The organism is Propionibacterium ruminifibrarum, assembly GCF_900289195.1.
GTDB classification, from domain to species: Bacteria; Actinomycetota; Actinomycetes; order Propionibacteriales; family Propionibacteriaceae; genus Propionibacterium; species Propionibacterium ruminifibrarum.
In genome coordinates this window covers 180,434-195,022 of the sequence record NZ_OMOH01000002.1, presented here as the reverse complement: position 1 = coordinate 195,022, position 14,589 = coordinate 180,434, and the positions used below count along the sequence as shown (strand labels likewise).

Genomic DNA, 14,589 nt, shown 5'->3' with positions numbered 1-14,589 from the left:
CGGCCGCGGGCCCGGGGAGCGGCGGGCTCCGGCTCGACAGAGCCCCCTCCGGGGCGCAGCGGGGTCAGCGCAGGTCCGTGTCCGAATCCCCGGGCTTGCGCGGGCCCCCGAACATGATCTCGTCCCAGCTGGGCACCGAGGCACGGTTCTTGCGTCGACGCGGGGTCTTCTTCTTCGGCTCGGACGGGGGCGGCGCCTCAAGCAGCGGATCCTGCTCGGGTTCGGGAGCCGTCTCGGTGCCATCGGTGTCGGCGGGCGCCTGCTCGTCGGACGGCCCCTGGTCCGCCCCCGGCCGTGTCTCAGCGGCTTCCTCCCGGGCCGGCTCGGACCCGTCGGGGGACGGCTCGTCCCGGTCGGGCTCCGGCGGCTCGTCCCGGTCTGCCTCCCCGACGTCTGCCCCGCTCACCGCAACCGGCTGGTTGAGGCCGGCGTAGACGTGCACGGAGTCCTCGTCGAAACCGGAGAGCATGTCGTACAGGACGTCCATGTCGGAGGTCGGGTTCGGAACGAGATCGTAGACGCCGCCCACCTTGGTCAGACCGGTGTGCTCGAGTTCGTCGCCCTCGTCGCCGTCCTCCTCGCCCCGGCCGTCGTCGAGCCCGCTGGACTCGGCCGCCTCGTAGACCTCGGCGAGCGCGGCGCCCCCGCCGGGTCGCCCGGAGGGCTGGACGGCCCGGACGATGGCCATCTCGTCATTGAGGTCGACGGTGGGTTCGGTGTCGGGGTCGGTTCTGCGGATCGGGGTGCGTGGACGTGGCGGCTCCTCACCGAGGAGCCAGCGGGCGTCGTCGCCGATGGCCGACGCGAAACGGCCGCGAGGGTCGAAGTCGAATCGCGCCTGGTGGACGGTGGAGCCGATGCGGTAGCTGGCCTGAACCGTCCAGTGACGGTCGACCCGGTCCTCCTCGCGCCAGGCGTCCCAGTCGACAGAGGCCGCGTCGATGCCTTCTGACCCCAGACGGGTGCGCACCGCCTGACCCAACTGCACCAGTCCGCGACCGTCGCCGCGGCGGCACTGGGCCGCCTGGGCCGTCGTGGCCATGTGCTCGCGCTCGGCCAGAACGGGGGCCGCGTAGCCCTCGATGCCGTCGACCGGCACCCCTGCGGCGCGTGCGACATCAGCAGGGGACTCGCCTGCGCGGATGCGGGACTGAATCTCGCGCGGCGTCAAGGCACTGTCCATCTGGCATCTCCCCGTATGCTGCCCGGGCCCGGGCCTGGTCGGTCATCATGACTCACGCGACTGGGCACGTGACTGGGGCAAATCTACCGCGCCCGGCTGTCCGCGAGTCCTCCCGGCATGCCCGCGGGGTGCGATCCGCGGGGACGTCGCCGTCGAGGCCGGCATGGCGAGGCGCCGCAGCGCCGCTCATCGTGCGTTGGCGGACCGTCCCCGTCCTCGTTCGCGACATGGTGTTTGTTTTGGGGATTCTTTGGGTATGATGCCCACGATTTACCGGTCAGGAGGTACTGTTCGCTGGCGCCGGTAGCGAAGCCCACCCATTTCTTTTCGGAAGGTCATCATGGCGACTGATTACGATGCACCCCGCAAAACTGATGAGGAGTCCCGCGAAGACTCGATCGAGGAGCTCAAGAACCGTCGTAACGACAAGAATTCTGGCAAGGTCGACGAGGACGAGGCCGAGGCGGCGGAGTCATTCGAACTGCCCGGCGCGGACCTGTCCCACGAGGAGCTGACCGTGCGCGTCCTGCCCAGGCAGTCCGACGAGTTCACCTGCGCCAGCTGCTTCCTGGTGAAGTCCCGCAGCCAGCTGGCGGAGGAACGAGACGGGAAGGCCTACTGCGTCGACTGCGTCTGATCCGGAGCCGAACAGGACCGGCCGGCTCACGTGTGATCGAACAACGGGGGTCCGCACCACAATGGTGCGGACCCCCGTTGGCGTCCTGGGGCGATCGGCCCGGGTCACTTCTTCAGGTTGACGTGGATCTTGCGTCTGCCCAGGTCGGGGATCTCACCGGTGAACCGGGTGATCCTGGCCGCCGCGCAACGCTCCACGACGAGCTGGATGACTGCCACGCTGATGCCGCTCGCGATGATCCAGCCCGCCGCCTTCGTCAGAGGGACCTTCGGATCATTCGGGTCAGGCGGCTCCTCGCCCGTGACCTTCTTCCATGAGGCGGTCAGGAGCTTCTGGCCGGCGACTGCTGCAACCGTGCCGAGGACTCCTGCAAGCACCTTGAACTGGGTATTTGTGGCGCGAGATGCCATCCTGCCTCCCATCTGGTATCGGCCGCGGACGTCTTGATCCGCTACGAACCCATCCTAAGGTCTGGTTCCGCGCCGACGGCTGCCTCGCCGTGGAGTGTCAGCCGTCAGGCCGCGAGGGCCGACTGGTTGGGGGTGTGGCGTTAGGCTTGAGCACGGCACGGCACCGGGCCTGCCGCAAAGTGAACCTCACGCAGACGCAAGACGATGGTGGGAAGCCTGAATGTTCGGCCGGAAGAAGCGCAAGGCAGTTGACGAGGACGCCCCCGAGGAGGAACTCCTCGACGAGACCGAGTCCGACGCGGACGAGGCAGCAGACGAGGCCGTCGACGACGTCGACGATGACGCAGAAGCGGAGTCCGATGAGCCGGAGGTCGAGCTCGACGAGTGGCAGCGGCTCGACGCGTCGCGCGACTGGCGTGAGGAGGGGCCCTTCGACCTGTCAGAGGTCGACCTGGACGCCGACGACATCGAACGCATGGACTTCGATGCGCTGATCCTGACCCCCTTCGACGGCATGCAGCTGCAGCTGCAGGTCAACCAGCAGACGCAGCAGTTGCAGGCGATCCTGGCCGTGTCGGGCCAGTCCGTCATGGAGCTGTCGCTGTTCGCCGCGCCGGCCCACCGCGACATGCGCGCCGAGGTGCGTGACGAGATGGTCGCCAACGCCCAGAAGGCCGGCGGCAAGGCCACCTTGACGGCCGGCCCGTTCGGCACCGAGGTGCGTCGCGTCGTCCCGATCACCACCCAGCAGGGCCAGCACGGCTACCACGTCTCGCGCACCTGGTTCGCCCAGGGGCCCCGCTGGCTGCTGCGCGGCGTCCTCATGGGCGAGGCGGGACTGGCCGAGGGCGTCGAGGGCTCCACCGAGCTGCTCTACGAACTCTTCGCCAACACCGTGGTGCGCCGCGGCGACAAGCCGAAGGTGCCCGGCGAGCTCATCCCGATGACCATGTCGCCCGAGCTCGCCGCCCAGACTCGGCAGAAGCCCGCCGGGACGAAGTGATCATGCCCGGCGGGGGTGGGCGCAGAGGCCTGTTGTCCCGATTGTTCGGCAGCGACCGGGACGACGACCAGGACGAGGCCCGCGACGACGGGCCGGTTCCCATCGCCACCGCACCCGCCAGGGAGCGCCTGACGCTCCAGGGCCGGGTGGCGGCCCTGGCCGCCAACCCGGGCCCCGGGCAGCACTGGCTCGAGGCCGAGTTGGCGGACGGTACCGGCACCGTGACGATCATCTGGATGGGCCGCCGCCAGATCGCGGGCGTCACCCCAGGCCGGGCCCTGAGGGTGACCGGCCTCATCGGCGAGCACCGTGGGAGACGCGTCATCTTCAACCCGCGGTACGAACTGCTCGCCTGAGCCGGGGATGGACCTGGTCAGCGCGTGGGGTGGCGCGGTGCCTCGGAGTCACTGCCGGCCAGGAGGGCGGTCAGCTGCCGCTCGTGGTCCGCACTGATCGTGAAGAGCAGTTCGTCGCCACCCTCGAGGGCCTCGTCCGGGCGTGGTGGCTGGGCCTGGCCGTCGCGGATGATCGCCACGAGCACGCCATCGCCGGGCAGTTCCAGGTCGCTCACGCGACGGCCGGTGGCCGGGGCCGAATCCGGCAGTGTCAGCTCGACGAGGTTGGCCGAACCCGCGTTGAAGGTCAGCAGGCGCACGACCGCACCGACCGAGACGGCCTCCTCGACCAGGGCCGACATGATCCGCGGCGTGGACACGGCCACGTCGACCCCCCACTGCTCGGTGAACAGCCACTCATTCTCCGGGTGATTGATGCGGGTGACGGTCCGGGGCACGCCGAACTCGGTCTTGGCCAGCAGCGCGTAGACGAGGTTGACCTTGTCGTCACCGGTCGCGGCGATGATCACATCGCAGGTCTCCAGACCCGCCTCGGCCAGCGAATCCATCTCGCAGGCGTCGGCGAGCAGCCACTCGGCCTCCGGGACCGCATCGGACCTGATGGCGTGCGGGTCCTTCTCGATGAGGAGCACCTCGTGCCCGTTGGTGATGAGTTCGCGAGCGATGGAACGGCCGACGTTGCCCGCCCCGGCGATGGAGATGCGCACCGTGATTCCCTCTCAGTCCTGTTCGGGTGGGTTCGACATGGCCTCGTACGCCGAGGCGGCGCGTTCGGTGGGCACCGCGGCGTAGAGTACGTCGCCCTCCTGAACCAGCAGCTCGCCCGAGGGCACCATGCCGGTGCCCAGCCGGGTGAGGAACGGGATCCTCAGGTGCAGGCGGTGTTCGATGGTCTCGATGGGGGTGCCGACCCATTCGGCGGCGAAGGGCATCTGGTAGAGCGCCGTGGTGCCCGACGGGTCACGCCACACGGGGGTGGCCGCGTCCCCGAGGAGCCGGTTCATCACCTGGCCGGCCGCCCAGCGGATGGTGGCGACGGTGGGGATGCCGAGTTTCTCGTACACCTCGGCGCGCCCCTGGTCGTAGATGCGGGCGACGACGTTCTGCACGCCGAACTCCTCGCGGGCCACCCGGGCCGCCAGAATGTTGGAGTTGTCTCCGCTCGCCACTGCGGCGAAACCGTCGGCATCACGGATACCGGCCCGGATGAGCACGTCACGGTCGAAACCGATGCCCTTGTAGGTGTGGCCGCCGAATTCCGAACCCAGACGGCGGAAGGACTCGGCGTTCTGGTCGATCACGCTGACCGTGTGCCCGCGCCGCTCCAGGCCGCGGGCCAGGGTCGAGCCGACACGCCCGCAGCCCATGATGATGATGTGCACCTCGACCTCCGCTCCGGCCACCGGCCCGGACGATGCCGGCAGCGCTGACAAGACTAGCCAAGCCCCGGGGACGGCCGCCCGCACGCTCCTGGGCCGACCCCGGCCGGATTCCCAGCGGCCGGATGCCCCGGTCGGTCGTCCGCACGCTCCTGGGCCGATCCCCAGCGCCCTCTCTGATCGAGGGGTCGGCGGCTGCCGCTCGCTCTGAGCAGCCCACAGCCGGACCTGCCGGCGACGGCGCTCGACCGCAGGCCCTCTCCTCGTGCCGCACCGCATCGGCCGGGCGAGTCGACCGCCGAGGGCTCGCCCGCGCCGCGACGCAGCCGCCGTGACCCTTCGGCAGGGCGTGCCGGCCCCCGACCGGACTAGGCTGAGTTCCTGTGAGGATCGGGAACGGGGCCGGACGCTGCGATGGTGCGCGGGCCTCTTCGCCGCGCGCCCTTGAGCCACGGTGCCCCCGCTGTGGTGCCCCCGTCGTGCGGGGCGGTGCGGCATGAACGAGTTCATCGGACCGCTCGAACTCGGACCCATCGCCCACGGCGGCCACGTCGTGGCCCGTCACGAGGGCCGTGTCGTCTTCGTCCGCGGCGGGCTGCCCGGCGAGACGGCGATCGTCGAGCTCACCGACACCCGCCACGACCGGTACTGGAACGGGCGCGTCCGCCGGGTGCTCGAGGCCTCACCCGACCGTGTCGAGCCGGAGCTGGCGCCGGCCGCCTACGCCGGCACCGATTTCGCCTTCGCCACCCTGGCGGCCCAGCGCCGCCTCAAGGCGCAGGTGGTCACCGAGCAGCTCGCCCGCCTCGGCGGCGTCGACGCCGAGGTCCGGGTCGAGGCGGTGTCCGGTGATCGTGAGGGCTGGGGCTGGCGCACCCGGATGCGGTACCTGCACGAGGACGGCCGGGTCGGCCTGCGCGGCTACCACACCGACGAACTCGTCGAACCACCGGCGGGGACGGGTTTCCTGCTCGCCGACCCGCGGGGGCCCGCGCCGCACGACCTCGCGCGTCATGCCGCCCGTGCCGGGCGCGAGATCACCGTCACCGTCGCCGACTCGGGCGTGACGGTCACGAGCGACGGCCGGGTGCTCTCCGGCGAGCCGGTCGTCACCCAGCAGGTGCGCGGAATGGACTTCCGGGTCCGCGCCGACGGCTTCTGGCAGGTGCACCCCGGCGCCGCCGAGGCCCTGACCGACGCCGTCCTGAACGCGCTCCGGGTGCGCGAGGGGGAGAGAGTGCTCGACCTGTACTGCGGCGTGGGTCTGTTCGCCGGCGCGCTCGCCCGGGCCGGCGCCCGGGTCACGGGCATGGAGGCGAACCAGACGGCCGTGCGCCTGGCCCGCGCCAATGTGCCTCAGGCCCGCTTCCTCGCCTCCCGTCTCGAACGCGGCCTGACCAGGCTGGGAACGCGGGCCGATGCCGTCGTCCTCGACCCGCCGCGCTCGGGTGCCGGCAAGCGGGTCATCGACGCGGTGACCGGGCTGGGTGCCCGCGCCATCGTCTACGTCGCCTGCGACCCGGCGGCCCTCGGCCGCGACGTGGCCGGCCTGCGCGCCCGCGGCTACGAGCTCACCGGGGTGCGGGCCTTCGACATCTTCCCCATGACCCACCACGTGGAGACCGTTGTCCTGCTGACGAGGGGTCAGGGGTAGGAGCGTGGGGGAGTCTCAATGAGGCTAGAGACAGAGAGGCTGCTGCTGCGCTGCTGGACTGAGAACGATGCGGAAGACTTGTTCAAGTACGCCAGCGATCCCGCCGTGGGGCCGATCGCCGGGTGGGCCGTTCACACGAGCGTTGAGAACAGCCGCCAGATCATCCGGGGCGTACTGTCCGCGCCGGAGACATATGCGGTGGTCCTGAAACGGACACGGCGACCGGTCGGCAGCATCGGATTGATGATCGGTGCGGCGAGCAACATCGGCATTCCGGACACCGAGGGTGAGATCGGCTTCTGGATCGGTGTTCCCTACTGGGGGCAGGGGCTCATTCCGGAGGCGGTCCGTGAGGTCATCCGCCATGGCTTCGAGGATCTGGGGCTGGACAGGATCTGGTGCGGCTACTTCGATGGGAATACGCAGTCGAGGCGGGTGCAGGAGAAGTGCGGGTTCACCTATCAGCGCACCGTGGAGGACGTTCCTTGTGCGATACCGGGACTGCTCCGGACAGAACACATCACGTGCATGTCGAAGCAGGAATGGTCATCGGGAAGGTGAGTCGCCATTCATGGGAGCGCTCACCGAGCGGGGGCCGGACGTGCGGGGCCGGGATGAGTGCTTCGTCCCCTCTTGATCGGGCTCAGGTACACTGATGGCCGGCCAGAAGAGGGATCACCGGCCCGAGGGCTTGACGGCTGGAGAGCGTGGCATTGCTCTCGTTTTCTTTCCGGTTCATCCGCGGTGATTTCTTGAAAGGTGGGAAAATGACGCGCCGGTGCCTTGCCCGGTGTGGTCGAGAATGGGGAGGTCGTGTTGATGTTAGCGTACTTGCTGGCGATAATATGTGCACTCCTGGCGATCCTGTGTTTCTGTATCGTATTGCTGCGGAGGGACAACAAGAATCGCTGCACCGCTCACGTCGTCGGCACGGTGACCGGAGGCTCGAAGGTGCACTACGGTTACAATTTGTTGCCCAGGTGCGCGTACCGGGTCAACGGCACGGATTACGAGGTGACGGGCCCGAGATTCGAGTATGGCGTGACAGGCCCCTCCGTGCAGAGCAACCTCACGACGAGGGAGGACCTGCCGAGAACGTTCAAGGGCCGGCAGGTAACGTTCTCCGGCAACATCAGGTCACTTCACTACCGCGATCTCCACTACCACAAGAGCGCACTGAGTGAGCTCTATCCGGTCGGCTCCGAGGTCGACATCTGGTACGACCCAGCGGACCCCCGCAATGCCTATGTGCAGTGACCGATCCGGGAGGGGAGGGTCCTGCGGATCCTGATGTCCGTGTTCGGCTCGGTGTTCCTGCTCGCCGCACTGCTGTTCCTCTTCCTGGGGGTGTCCGGGGTGCTGTGATGTCCGCGGCATCGCCGGCCCGCGCGGCGTCGACCTGCAATGATGCTTATCCATGGGACGCCGGGAATATGATTCGTGTATTGCTGTCGATATGAACAAACCGCATTGGAAGGAACTGGTCGCATGATCAAGATCATTGCCACAATGTCTGTCAAGGCTGAGAACAGCGAGGATTTCAAGGCCATCGCCAAGGAGCTGGTGGCCAAGTCCGCTGCTGAGGAGGGGAATATTTCTTACTCCCTGAACGTCAGCCAGAACGATCCCAGCTGTTTCGCCATCGTGGAGTTCTGGAAGGATCAGGCGGCCATCGACTTCCACAACGCCACCGAGCACTTCACCACCCTGCTTCCCAAGCTGGCGGAACTGTGTGACGGTGAGGTCGGCATCGAGCAGTTCGATACCATCGAATTCTAATGCAGGCTGGAACGGGCGGCCCCGCGAAAAGGCGGGGCCGCTCGTTCCCGTTCAGCCATGAAAGCAGTGGGTGCATCCGTTCAGTGGGTGGCGCTGCGCTTGCCGGCAAGATCACGGCGCAGTAAAGTCTGCCAGCATGACGAGCGACAGGAAGAAACCGAATGAGATTCTCGTTCGCGGCGCCCGGGTGCACAATCTGAAGAATATCGACGTCGACATCCCCCTCGGCGAACTGGTCGCGATCGCCGGGGTCTCGGGCTCGGGGAAGTCATCGCTGGCGCTGGGCGTGCTGTACGCCGAGGGTTCTCGTCGCTACCTGGAAGCGCTGTCCACCTACACGCGCCGCCGGATCACGCAGGCAGGCCGCGCCGAGGTCGACCAGGTCCGTCATGTCCCTGCCGCGCTCGCCCTCCACCAGCGCCCGGGCATCCCCGGGGTCCGCAGCACCTTCGGCACCGCATCGGAACTCCTGAACAGCCTGCGGTTGATGTTCTCCCGGCTCGGCAGTCATCGCTGCCCCAACGGGCATTCCTGCCCGCCGAGCATGGACGTGGCCCTCATGCTGCCGATCACCTGTCACGTCTGTGGCGAGGAGTTCTACGGGCCCGGCGCGGAGGAGATGGCCTTCAACTCCGACGGCGCCTGCCCCACCTGCACGGGTACGGGGGTGGTCCGTACGGTGGACGAATACACCCTCGTGCCGGACGAGTCGCTGTCCATCGACGAGGGTGCCGTCGCGCCATGGCAGAACCTCATGTGGGCGCTCATGAAGGACATCGCCCGCGAAATGGGGGTGCGGACCGATGTTCCCTTCCGCGATCTGACCCCCGCCGAGCGTGACATCGTCTTCCACGGTCCAGCCGAGAAGAAACACATCTTCTACGTCAACGAGAAGACCAATGTGGCGGCCGAGATGGACTTCACCTATTACAGCGCCGTGCACACCGTCGAGAACGCGCTCTCCAAGGTGAAGGACGAAAAAGGCATGAAACGGGTGGAGAGGTACCTGCGGGAAGCCGCCTGCCCCGACTGCGGCGGTACGCGCCTGAGCGCCAAGGTGCGCTCCACCACGCTGGTCGGCATCGACCTGGCGGAGGCCACCGCCATGACCCTGGACACCCTGATCGACTGGGTCCGGCAGGTCCCCGACACCCTGCCTGAGCAGATGCGCCCGATGGCCATGAGCATCGGACAGTCGTTCCTGGACAACGCGCGCCGCCTCGACGACCTCGGGCTCGGCTACCTGTCCCTCGACCGTGCCAGCAGCACGCTCTCCACCGGAGAGCGCCAGCGTGTGCAGCTCGCCCGCGCCGTCCGCAACGAGACCACCGGTGTGCTCTACGTGCTGGACGAGCCGAGCATCGGCCTGCACCCCTCGAACATCGACGGCCTCATGGCGGTGGTCGACGACCTCATCGCGGACGGCAACACCGTGGTGCTCGTGGATCACGACGTGCGCGTGCTCAAGCGTGCCGGCCACATGATCGAACTGGGGCCGATGGCCGGCAGCCAGGGCGGAACGATCCTCGCCCAGGGCCGCGTCGACGAGATAACCCGTACGCCGGCCTCCAGGATCGCCCCGTTCATCACCGGGGAAGCCGATGTGCTGACCCGCAGGCGCGCCGGCCGCGACGAGTTGTTCGCGCAGGGGACCATCCGCATGGCCACCACCCCCATCCACACGGTGCGCGCGTTGAACGTCGAACTGCCCAGGGGCCGGCTGATCGCCGTGACCGGGGTGTCGGGTTCCGGCAAGACGACGATGGTGCTGGAGAGCCTGATCCCCGGTATCACGGCGCAGTGCGAGGGGCAGAAACTGCCGCCCCATGTCGTGGCCATCGATGCCGAGGGGATCCGCCGTGCCAGCCTGATCGACGCCTCACCGATCGGGGTCAACGTCCGATCCACCGTGGCCACCTACAGCGGAGTCCTCGACAACCTGCGCAGGCTCTTCGCCGGGACGGACGCCGCCAAGGCGCAGAAGCTGAAGGCCGGGGCCTTCTCCTACAACACGGGCTCGCTGCGCTGCCCGACGTGCGACGGCACCGGGCAGATCTCCCTCGACGTTCAGTTCCTGCCCGATGTCACGATTGTCTGCCCCGCCTGCGAGGGCACGCGGTACGGCGCCGAGGCCGAACAGATCCGCTGGTCGCCGGGGCGTTCCGACACGACGTACTCCCTGCCGGAGCTCATGGCGATGACCGTCAGCGATGCGCTGGAGGTATTCGGGGGAGCCAAGAAGATCCACGAGAGGCTGGCCATCCTCGACGGCCTCGGTCTCGGCTACCTGACCCTGGGCGAGGACACGCCGGCGCTCTCCGGCGGAGAGGCGCAACGTCTCAAGTTGGCGAGCGAGATGGGCAGGACCCAGGTCGGCAGCGTGTTCGTCTTCGACGAGCCCACCATCGGGCTGCACCCGCTGGACGTGCAGGTCCTGCTGGACGTGTTCAACCGCCTCGTCGAAGCCGGCGCAACGGTCATTGTCATCGAGCACGACCTGGACGTGATCGCCAACTGCGACTACGTCGTCGACATGGGGCCGGGAGGCGGTGACCAGGGCGGACGAATCGTTGCGAGCGGTGCGCCGGAGGACATCGTCTCGAACGAGGAGAGCGTCACGGGACGGTACCTGGCCGAACTCGTGGGGCAGGCCTGACGCGTGGGCTGTCTGTCACCGGCAGATGATTCCGGTGGCCGGTCAACGGTGGTGTGGTGATCATGGCAGGGTGCGGACAATGAACGGCAAGCGGGCACTGGGGAACTCGCTCCTGGTGCTGACGGCCATGCTCTGGGGAACGGCCTTCGTCGGTCAGCGCGCCGGCATGGCCGACATCGAGCCGATCACGTTCACCGCGGCGAGGATGACGCTGGCGGCCGTCGCGGTCGGACTGGTTGCGCTCGCATGGGGTCGCGTGGCGGGGGAGAACTCGCAGGCCCCTGTCGTGGAGGAATCACGGCGGCGTCACGGAACGATCATCGGCGGTGTCTGCTGCGGTGCGTTCCTCGCCGCCGCCAGCATCTTCCAGCAGATGGGTATCGTCCACATCACGGCGGGGAAGGCCGGCTTCATCACCGCCATGTACATCCTGCTCGTTCCCGTCGTCAGTTTCCTGATCTTCAGGAGAAGGACGACCCGGCTGGTGTGGCTCGCGGTACTGATCGGCGTGGCCGGCATGTACCTGATATGCATGACGGAGGGATTCAGCCCGGCCCGTGGTGACGCCCTCGTCGGCATCAGCGCCCTGCTGTTCAGCGGCCACATCCTGTGCTGCGATCACTTCGCCAGGATCGCGGATCCCATCCGGGTCTCGGCAATCCAATTCACCACCGCGGCGGCCCTCTCGGCCGTCGTTGCCCTCATGGTGGAGGACCCGAGCTGGGGGAGGATCGTCTCGGCCGCGATCCCGATCGTGTACTGCGGTCTCGTGTCCGGGGGCATCGGATACACCCTGCAGATCACCGCCCAACGGTTCACCGATCCCACGGTCGCGGCCCTGCTGTTGAGCCTGGAGGCGGTGTTCGCCGTCGTGGCGGGGGCGGTCCTGCTCGGCGAACGCATGAGTCCCCGCGAGACGGCCGGTTGTGTCGTGATGCTCGTCGCGATCGTTCTCGCCCAGGTCCCCTCCCGGGCACGGGAAGGAGTAGGCGCCGCGTCGGCGGGCTCGTCCGCTGGATGACTTCGCTGGGGCAGGACGTGGCCTCCGGGGCTCCGTGGCAGCTGATCCCCCCCGGGGGATCCGACGTCCTTGACATGTTCGCCGGAGCCGTGCCGATGATGCTCCAGACGTGTCGAACCGGAGCAGGTGGGAGTGGTGGCATGGACATGAGGCTGTTCGCCCTGGCCCTTGGCAGGTTCGTTGCCGGGCTGGTGCTCGTCCCCGTCCTCCTTCTCGTTCCGGCGGGCACCGTGCACTACTGGAATGCCTGGCTGCTCATGATCGTGCTCTTCGTCCCCATGCTCGGGGTGGGGCTCGTCCTGGCGATGAAGGACCCGGAACTGCTGCGCAAGAGGCTGAGCAGCACCGAGGGCGAGACGGAACAGAAACAGGTCGTCCTGCTGAGCGGCTTGGTGCTCGTGACCGCATTCATCGTCGCCGGGCTGAACCACAGATTCCAGTGGTTCATCATCCCGGCGTGGCTCGTCTGGGTCGCGACAGTGATCTTCCTGCTCTCCTGCCTGCTGTGCGCCGAGGTGATGCGGGAGAACGCCTACCTCTCGCGAACCGTCGAGGTGCAGGACCATCACGAGGTGATCGACACGGGTCTGTACGCCATCGTCAGGCACCCGATGTACTCGGCGGTCCTGACGCTGTTCCTCACCATGGCGTTGGTCCTGGGATCGCCGCCGTCGTTGCTCGTCCTGTTGCTGACCATCCCGATCATCGCGAAACGGATCAGGAACGAGGAGCAGGTGCTCGTGGCGGGACTCGACGGCTACGCGGAGTACAGGGACCGGGTGAGGTACAAGGTCGTCCCCGGACTGTGGTGAGCCGGGCGCCGAGCCGACCATTGCGGGGGCCGAGCCGGCACACGAGGGCCCTTCATGCCCTCACGGCGGGGCGATCCACGATGGCCGCCCAACGCCGGAGGGTCTCGGACGATCCACGCGGTGCCCGTCCGATCCCCGTCGTAGGGGGCAGTACCGGTTCGGTCGGATAACCTGGTGCGCCAGAGGAGCCGTCACATGCACGTCGTTCAGTACGAACCCAGGTACAAGCCCTACTTCATACGGTTCAACACCGAATGGATCACCACCTACTTCGGCCCGCTCGAGGATGAGGACCACTGGACCTTCGAGCACCTTGAGGAACTCATCGACACGGGGGCGATGGTCTTCTTCGCCATCGAGGGCGACGACGTGCTGGCCTGCTGCATGGCCATGCCGGTGCCGGGAACCGAGCCCGGGGCGGGTTCTTCCTGGGAGATCTGCAAGCTCGGCTCCACGAGCGAGCGGCCGCACGCCGGAGCAGGAAGTCTGGTCTTCGGCGCAGCCATGCGCTGGGCCCTGAACAAGGGCGCCAGTCGTCTCCAGCTCATCTCGAATACGAGACTGGGCCCGGCCCTTGGCATCTACGAGAAGTTCGGTTTCCGCCGGGTCGAGCTCGACGACTACGGTTACACCCGCGGCGACATCGCCTTCGAGTTCGTCCCGGGCCGGGACCGGCCAGGACCTGGCCACCGCAACACCTAGGGCCTCGTGCTTCGGCTGTTCGCGACGTATCGTCGTGATGAAACGCTTCCACGCTCCGCATGACGAGGTGATCCTGATGGGTGCAGACGTGCAACCAGCCGAATCGGCGGCAGGATCGCGGAAGAAGGCGCCCGGCACCGTCATCCCGATGTGCCCGTTGAGGCCGGAGGACTACTGCAGCCAGTGCCAGGCCTACGCCACCGGTCCGCAGGACTGCGGGCTGGTCTACATGGTGCTGCACGACCCGGAGCTGCGGGAGATGTACAAGGAACAACTGGCCCGATACCGCGAGGCCGGCAGGCAGTGGAACCAGTCACACCGGGCCGCCGGGAAGACGGAGGCCCTTGACGTCATGGAAGGACAGGACACATGAGGATATTCGTTGCCGGAGCCAACGGCCGTGTCGCCGACGCGACCATCGCCGGGCTCGTGGCCCGCGGCCACGAGGTGACGGCCGGGGCGCGCGACCCGGGCAAGGTCACCGTTCGCGAGCACGTGCACCCGGTCGCTCTCGACCTGCACGACGACGTGGAGACCCTGGCCCGGGCCGTCGACGGCCACGACGCCGTCTACTTCCTCGCCGGCTCCCGCGGCGGCGACCTCCTCGCGACCGACGCCTACGGGGCCGTCAAGCTCGCCCAGGCCACCCAGAGCCGGGGGATCCGGCGTTTCGTCCTGCTCAGTTTCCTGTTCTCGCTGCAGCCGGACAGGTGGTCGGACAGGCTCATGAACTACTGCATCGCCAAGTTCTTCGCCGACAACTACGTCAGCGAGCAGACCGACCTCGACTGGACGATCGTCCAGCCCGGCGCCCTCACCGAGGACCCCGGAACGGGCAGGATCCGGCTGGACCCGCCCGACGTGGGGCCGATCCCGATTCCCGACCTCGCGGACGCGCTCGTCGCAGTGCTGGAGAGCACCAACACCTACCGTCGCACGGTGCCGCTGATCGGCGGACCGGACCCGGTCGACGAGGCCATCACCGCCTACTGAACCC

Annotated in this window: 17 protein-coding genes; 13 read left to right on the top strand and 4 right to left on the bottom strand. The window is 67.9% G+C overall.

The annotated features are described in order from the left end of the window. Positions 1-64: 64 nt before the first annotated feature. Positions 65-1,183: a septation protein SepH gene (sepH, locus tag PROPJV5_RS02905; protein WP_119714830.1), complete on the bottom strand. Its 1,119-nt coding sequence runs from the start codon at positions 1,181-1,183 to the stop codon at positions 65-67. A 340-nt stretch (positions 1,184-1,523) separates the two neighbouring features. Between sepH and PROPJV5_RS02900 the strand changes: the two genes are divergently transcribed. After that, a complete protein-coding gene (locus PROPJV5_RS02900; protein WP_119714829.1) occupies positions 1,524-1,820 on the top strand; it encodes a DUF4193 domain-containing protein in 297 nt (98 codons plus the stop codon). Between the two features lie 104 nt (positions 1,821-1,924). On the opposite strand, the gene PROPJV5_RS02895 is transcribed toward PROPJV5_RS02900, so the two are convergent. Further along, complete coding sequence (locus PROPJV5_RS02895) at positions 1,925-2,230, bottom strand: DUF4235 domain-containing protein (protein WP_182858548.1); 306 nt, start codon at positions 2,228-2,230, stop codon at positions 1,925-1,927. Positions 2,231-2,450: 220 nt separating this feature from the next. Here PROPJV5_RS02895 and PROPJV5_RS02890 point away from each other — a divergent pair, with 220 nt between their 5' ends. After that, a complete protein-coding gene (locus PROPJV5_RS02890) occupies positions 2,451-3,233 on the top strand; it encodes a DUF3710 domain-containing protein (protein ID WP_119714827.1) in 783 nt (260 codons plus the stop codon). A 2-nt stretch (positions 3,234-3,235) separates the two neighbouring features. Further along, on the top strand, positions 3,236-3,589 hold the full coding sequence (locus PROPJV5_RS02885; protein WP_119714826.1) for an OB-fold nucleic acid binding domain-containing protein: 354 nt from the start codon (positions 3,236-3,238) through the stop codon (positions 3,587-3,589). A 17-nt stretch (positions 3,590-3,606) separates the two neighbouring features. On the opposite strand, the gene PROPJV5_RS02880 is transcribed toward PROPJV5_RS02885, so the two are convergent. Then, a complete protein-coding gene (locus PROPJV5_RS02880; protein ID WP_119714825.1) occupies positions 3,607-4,296 on the bottom strand; it encodes a potassium channel family protein in 690 nt (229 codons plus the stop codon). A 12-nt stretch (positions 4,297-4,308) separates the two neighbouring features. Beyond that, the gene (locus PROPJV5_RS02875; RefSeq protein WP_119714991.1) at positions 4,309-4,956 is read right to left on the bottom strand and encodes a potassium channel family protein; all 648 of its coding nucleotides are present in this window, start codon (positions 4,954-4,956) and stop codon (positions 4,309-4,311) included. A gap of 508 nt (positions 4,957-5,464) precedes the next feature. On the opposite strand from PROPJV5_RS02875, the gene PROPJV5_RS02870 reads away from it, so the two are divergent. From PROPJV5_RS02870 to PROPJV5_RS02825, 10 genes are all read left to right on the top strand, one after another. Next, a complete protein-coding gene (locus PROPJV5_RS02870; protein ID WP_119714824.1) occupies positions 5,465-6,622 on the top strand; it encodes a class I SAM-dependent RNA methyltransferase in 1,158 nt (385 codons plus the stop codon). An 18-nt stretch (positions 6,623-6,640) separates the two neighbouring features. Next, positions 6,641-7,183: a GNAT family N-acetyltransferase gene (locus PROPJV5_RS02865; protein ID WP_119714823.1), complete on the top strand. Its 543-nt coding sequence runs from the start codon at positions 6,641-6,643 to the stop codon at positions 7,181-7,183. A gap of 480 nt (positions 7,184-7,663) precedes the next feature. Beyond that, complete coding sequence (locus PROPJV5_RS13110; RefSeq protein ID WP_220474310.1) at positions 7,664-7,879, top strand: DUF3592 domain-containing protein; 216 nt, start codon at positions 7,664-7,666, stop codon at positions 7,877-7,879. A gap of 231 nt (positions 7,880-8,110) precedes the next feature. Beyond that, positions 8,111-8,401 carry a putative quinol monooxygenase gene (locus tag PROPJV5_RS02855; RefSeq protein ID WP_119714821.1) on the top strand — a complete coding sequence of 97 codons (291 nt, stop codon included), beginning with the start codon at positions 8,111-8,113 and terminating at the stop codon, positions 8,399-8,401. Between the two features lie 136 nt (positions 8,402-8,537). Then, a complete protein-coding gene (locus PROPJV5_RS02850; RefSeq protein WP_119714820.1) occupies positions 8,538-11,057 on the top strand; it encodes an excinuclease ABC subunit UvrA in 2,520 nt (839 codons plus the stop codon). A gap of 79 nt (positions 11,058-11,136) precedes the next feature. Beyond that, positions 11,137-12,078, top strand: a complete 942-nt coding sequence (locus PROPJV5_RS02845) for a DMT family transporter (RefSeq protein WP_182858547.1) — start codon at positions 11,137-11,139, stop codon at positions 12,076-12,078. A gap of 140 nt (positions 12,079-12,218) precedes the next feature. Beyond that, positions 12,219-12,890 (top strand): methyltransferase family protein, encoded by a 672-nt coding sequence (locus PROPJV5_RS02840; RefSeq protein ID WP_119714818.1) that lies wholly within the window; start codon positions 12,219-12,221, stop codon positions 12,888-12,890. A gap of 195 nt (positions 12,891-13,085) precedes the next feature. Further along, positions 13,086-13,592: a GNAT family N-acetyltransferase gene (locus tag PROPJV5_RS02835; protein WP_119714817.1), complete on the top strand. Its 507-nt coding sequence runs from the start codon at positions 13,086-13,088 to the stop codon at positions 13,590-13,592. Between the two features lie 76 nt (positions 13,593-13,668). Further along, positions 13,669-13,965: a DUF6767 domain-containing protein gene (locus tag PROPJV5_RS02830; protein ID WP_147385328.1), complete on the top strand. Its 297-nt coding sequence runs from the start codon at positions 13,669-13,671 to the stop codon at positions 13,963-13,965. Further along, positions 13,962-14,585: an SDR family oxidoreductase gene (locus PROPJV5_RS02825; RefSeq protein ID WP_119714815.1), complete on the top strand. Its 624-nt coding sequence runs from the start codon at positions 13,962-13,964 to the stop codon at positions 14,583-14,585. Before PROPJV5_RS02830 ends, PROPJV5_RS02825 begins: the two co-directional genes overlap by 4 nt. Positions 14,586-14,589: the final 4 nt, after the last annotated feature.